This window comes from Synechococcus sp. R6-10 (genome assembly GCF_047461815.1).
Taxonomy (GTDB): Bacteria; Cyanobacteriota; Cyanobacteriia; order Thermostichales; family Thermostichaceae; genus Thermostichus.
The window spans coordinates 1-5,252 of record NZ_JANSHW010000068.1; the positions used below are offsets into that span (position 1 = coordinate 1).

The 5,252-nt window shown below is 51.9% G+C and carries 2 protein-coding genes; both read left to right on the forward strand.

The window, feature by feature from the left end; all coding sequences use genetic code 11:
- The first annotated feature begins 221 nt into the window (after positions 1-221).
- A complete protein-coding gene (locus NW837_RS02260) occupies positions 222-4,514 on the forward strand; it encodes a DUF1156 domain-containing protein (protein ID WP_414329079.1) in 4,293 nt (1,430 codons plus the stop codon).
- Positions 4,515-4,567: 53 nt separating this feature from the next.
- Complete coding sequence (locus NW837_RS02265) at positions 4,568-5,215, forward strand: Uma2 family endonuclease (RefSeq protein ID WP_414329080.1); 648 nt, start codon at positions 4,568-4,570, stop codon at positions 5,213-5,215.
- Positions 5,216-5,252 lie beyond the last annotated feature (37 nt).

A 5,252-nucleotide genomic window follows, 5' to 3' on the forward strand; every position in this document is an offset into this window, starting at 1 on the left:
GAGCGGGCTTTTAGTAGCCCTGCAGTTAGCAAGCCAACCACGAGCCTCTGGGGTGGTTTACAGCACCCCCAAAGCGCTACGCGCCACCGTAGGTGAACGACCGTTACCAGTGCCTTAAACAACCGTTTCTGGTGTCCGCGGTATTATTATAGCATTCCTCCCGACACCGACCCTACGGGTACAGTGCGGGGCTCCTGCAATTTCTAGCTGACCTTTGTCTAATGAGCCGCCGCAAGAAGCTGATTGAAGTTGCCCTGCCCCTCGAAGCCATCAATCTGGAATCGGCTCGCGAGAAATCCATCCGCCATGGTCACCCCAGCACCCTACATCTCTGGTGGGCACGGCGACCCCTAGCAGCCTGTCGGGCAGTGCTCTGGGCTTCCCTGGTCGATGACCCTTCCAGTTGGCCGAACAAGTTCCCCACCGAGGCCGACCAAGAGCGAGAGCGGCAGCGGCTGTTCAACATCCTGGGCCGCATAGAGATCGAACAGGGGAAGCGGGTCGTGCGGGGTCTGGTGTCCTGGGATGACGTGAACGATCCCAACTCCGGCGTGCTGGAGGCAGCGCAGCGAGAAATTGCCCGATGTCTAGCCTGGGATCGAGGAGAAGAGCCCCCTACGGATCCGGCAGCAGTTAGAGAATACATCGCCAAGTACGCGCCGCCCGTTTACGATCCCTTTGCCGGTGGCGGATCCATCCCGTTGGAAGCGCAGCGCTTGGGGTTAGAGGCCCATGCCAGCGATCTCAACCCGGTGGCGGTGCTGATCAACAAGGCATTGATCGAGATTCCACCGAAGTTTAAGGACAAAGCCCCCATCAACCCTGAAGATCGGGCTAAGAAGCATATCTCAGCCTGGCGGGGTGCCCAAGGATTGGCAGCAGATGTCCGGTATTACGGGGCTTGGATGCGGAAACAAGCCTTTGAACGCATTGGACATCTCTATCCTTCCTATTCAAACCCCTTAGGCACAGAGGAGTTGACGGTGATTGCCTGGTTGTGGGCGCGGACGGTGACCTGTCCAAATCCAGCCTGCCGCTGTCAGATGCCCTTGGTGCGATCGTTTCAGCTTTCGACGAAGAAGGGGAAAGAGGCTTGGGTAGAGCCGGTGGTGGTGAATGGGGGAGAGAACGCTTCTGCTCCCTCAATCCGGTTTGTGGTCAAGTCAGGTAAGGGCAAAGCGCCGGAGGGAACCGTAGGCCGCAAAGGAGCACGCTGCATTGCCTGCGGAACACCTGTGCCGCTGGAGTACATCCGCAAAGAGGGTCAGGCCGGACGCATGGGAGCGCAACTGATGGCCATTGTGGCGGAGGGACAAAATGGCAGGGTGTATCTATCACCTCAACAAGAACACGTTGAAATTGCTGAATCAGCACAACCTACTTGGAAGCCATTGGGAGAATTACAAGGTAAATGCCGAGTTAGTGTTCCGTTATACGGAATGAATACTTTTGCCGACCTCTTCACCCCTCGGCAACTGGTTGCCCTCACCACCTTCAGTGATTTGGTGGCGGAAGCACGGGAAAAAGCCATTGCCGATGCCATTGCCGCCGGACTCCCCAATGACAACGTGCCCCTCGCTGAGGGGGGAACAGGAGCTAGGGCTTATGGAGAGGCGATTAGCGTTTATTTGGGGATGAATGTAAGCCGATTGGCAAACCGGTCTTCAAGTATATGTTTTTGGGATACCAAAGGGGAAAAAGTACAACAAGTTTTTGCAAGACAAGCAATACCTATGAATTGGGACTTTACAGAAGGCAACCCATTTTCAAACTCATCGGGAAACTTTTTGGGACAACTTGAGTATTTGATCAGAGTTCTTGAAAATTCAGTACCCAATAATGGGAAAGTTGATCAACATGATGCTACCCTTACACACTCAGACGATGCAATCCCAAAAATAATCTCCACCGATCCGCCTTATTGCCTTGCTCCAGATACTCTTATCCAGACTTCAAAGGGCTATGTTCCTATTCAAGACATTCAAATTGGTGATTTGGTCTTAACCCATGAAGGGCGCTTTTCGCCTGTTATCAACACATCAAAACGCTGGTATGAGGGAGAGATTTACCACCTTACCGTTGCAGGGATTAACCATCCTCTAATTATCACTGGAGAACATCCAATCTATGGCATTCAAACGAATCCCTGTGGTTATCAGTTTAGCTATTGCCATCCCGATTGTTCCTACCTCAAAAGCCAGGGACGCTGCCGACACCAAGCCTTTGCCGATTATCGGCTAGATTGGATACCCGCTTCTCAAATCAAACCCTACGACCTGATCTTTATTCCAACCCTACTCACGGAAAAGTTTCAGCCAATCATTGCGCTGCAAGATTGGTTGCCAGAGAGTAACTACCTTGAGTGTGATGGTTTACTGCACTACCAAAAAGCAACGTCTAAATCTCTCAGCCGCAGAGAACAACAAACCGCCACCCTTTGCCGCGATCGTCAATACACCATTCCCGCTCACCTAAAAATCACCCCTGCACTTTGTCGTCTAATCGGATTCTTCATTGCAGAAGGCTATGCCAGACTAGAATCTGATGGCGGCACCATTCAATTTACCCTGCACTGGGAAGAGCAAAATCTGCAAGCAGACATTATCCAATTGATGCAAGCCTGCTTTGGCCTAGCTCCTGGTAAAACCACCGACAACCGCAAAAATAACAACAACTCTTTCCGTCTTAACTTCTACTCAAAACCCATCACCACTCTGTTTCGTACCTGGTTTTATACAGAAGAGGGTCAAAAGTGCTTGCCACAATGGGTTTTAGAACTTCCTGCTGAATTTTTAGAAGAATTGATCAAAGGCTATTGGTGGGGCGATGGCTATCGTGCTAACAGCGGCTACAAAGCCGTTACTGTCTCTCCTGCTTTAGCCGGACAAATTCAACTCATTTTACAAAAAATTGGCATTCGCTCTTGCCTTCACACTCGAACCGTTAAGAGTACGATCGTCAACGGCAACCCTGTCATCGCCCGTTATCCCCAACACAACATCACCGTCAATGGATCATCCTTACTGAAACTCGCAGAATATATTGGTGAACCCAAGCATGAATCGCTATCGCTAAAGCGCTTTAGCCAACATGGCTATTGGTGGAACAACGGCTATCTCGCCCCCATTCGCAAAGTTGAGCGTAAACCCTACATCGGCTATGTCTACAATCTCGAAACTGTAGATCATTCCTACACTACAGCGATGGGCTGTGTGCATAACTGCGACAATATTGGTTATGCTGATCTGTCCGACTTTTTCTATGTCTGGTTGCGTCGCTCTCTAGGCAGTGTTTACCCCAACATTTTCAGTACCCTATTGGTTCCTAAAGCCCAAGAACTGGTTTCCACTCCCTACCGCTTTGAAGGCAGCAAGCAGAAAGCCAAAGAATTTTTTGAGGAAGGAATTAAGCAAGCCTTCTCACGCATGAGAGCCGTCAGCCATGACTCTTATCCCGTTACCATCTTCTACGCATTCAAACAACAGGAGGAAGACCCCTCACCCCCCGGCCCCCTCTCCCAAAAGGGGCGATGGGGAGAAGAAGATGAGGATATGGACGATCCAGTTCCCCTCTCCCAAGGTGGGAGAGGGCAGGGTGAGGGCAGAGCCTCTACGGGTTGGGAAACCATGCTGGAAGGGTTAATGCAATCCGGCTTAACCATCAACGGCACTTGGCCCATGCGAACTGAACTTACAGGAAACTTGAAGAAAAATGTATCTGCCCTTGCCTCTTCCATTGTCTTGGTTTGCCGTCCCCGCCCCGCCGATGCGCCCAAGGCTACCCGTCGCCAATTCCTTGCCGAACTGAAGCGCGAACTGCCTGAGGCTCTCAAGCTTCTGCAGCAGGGCAGCATTGCGCCTGTGGACTTGGCCCAAGCCAGCATCGGCCCCGGCATGGCCATCTATTCCCGCTACGCTGCAGTTTTGGAAAGCGATGGCTCGCCCCTGACCGTCCGCACTGCCCTGCAGCTGATCAACCAGTACCTAGATGAATATCTCAGCGAACAAGAAGGGGAACTCGATGAGGGCAGCCGCTGGGCCACCACTTGGTTTGCCCAATATCAATTTGAGCCAGGCCCCTACGGGGAAGCAGAAGTCCTCAGCAAGGCCAGAAACGTCAGCATTGAGTCCCTTGAGGAACTTGGGATCCTAGAAGCCAAGGCCGGCAAGGTGCGGTTGTTGAGAAGAGAGGAAATAGCCCAGAGAAAAGAAAAGGGAGCAGATTCCCTCTCCTTGCTCCTTGCTTCCTCCGCCTGGCTCATCACCCAGACCCTCATCCACACCCTCGATCGGAAAGGAGAAATGGAAGCCGCCGCTCTCCTGGCTAGCTTGGCAGATGGAGGTGCAGTGGCCCGCGACCTTGCCTATCGGCTCTATACCCTCTGCGACAAAAAAGGCTGGACTCAAGAAGCCCTAGCCTATAACACTCTCGTCATTGCCTGGCCGGAAATTAACCGGCTAGCATCCGAAATGAAGAAAAAGCAGCATGATCCTTTCCAGCCCAGCTTGCTTTAGCCCCCTACCTCTGGGGGAAGCAAAGCCTAAAAGACCTCAGACCCAACCAGACGATGGTCACCCTCCAGCTTCGACAACTCACCATCCCACCCGGCCAGCGCCTGCTGATTCACAATCTGAATTGGTTAGACTTTGAAGCCATCCTAGATGAGCTGGGCGAAAAGCGAGCCAGCCGTATTGCCTACAGCGATGGGATATTGGAAATCAGAATGCCCTCACCCAAGCATGAGCGAGAAAAATCCATCATTGGAGACATTGTCAAAATCTTGCTAGAGGAACTGGAAGTTGACTGCGAATGTTTTGGGTCAGCTACCTTCAAACAGCAAGCAATGAACTACGGGATCGAACCTGATGAATGCTTCTATATCCAAAATCACCAGGCCGTGATTGGCAAAGATCGGCTGGATCTATCTGTTGACCCGCCTCCGGATCTGGCCATCGAAGTGGATGTTACTTCCAAAACCCAGATTGAGGCTTACACCCGCCTAGGAGTGCCCGAACTTTGGGTTTATCAAGGCAACCAGCTAACCATCTACATCCTGCAATCCGGCCAATATCAGGCTTCTGCCACCAGCCCAACCTTTCCTCAGCTACCGATTTTAGAGTGGGTGCCAGAAGTCTTGGCCCAAAGTCGAGATCTGGGTAGAAGTCCAGCCCTTCGTGCCCTTCGCCAAAAAATACGCTCCATCTTAGGGAATTAATACGAGCCATAGGCCACGTACTCTGAGAGTTTTGCCC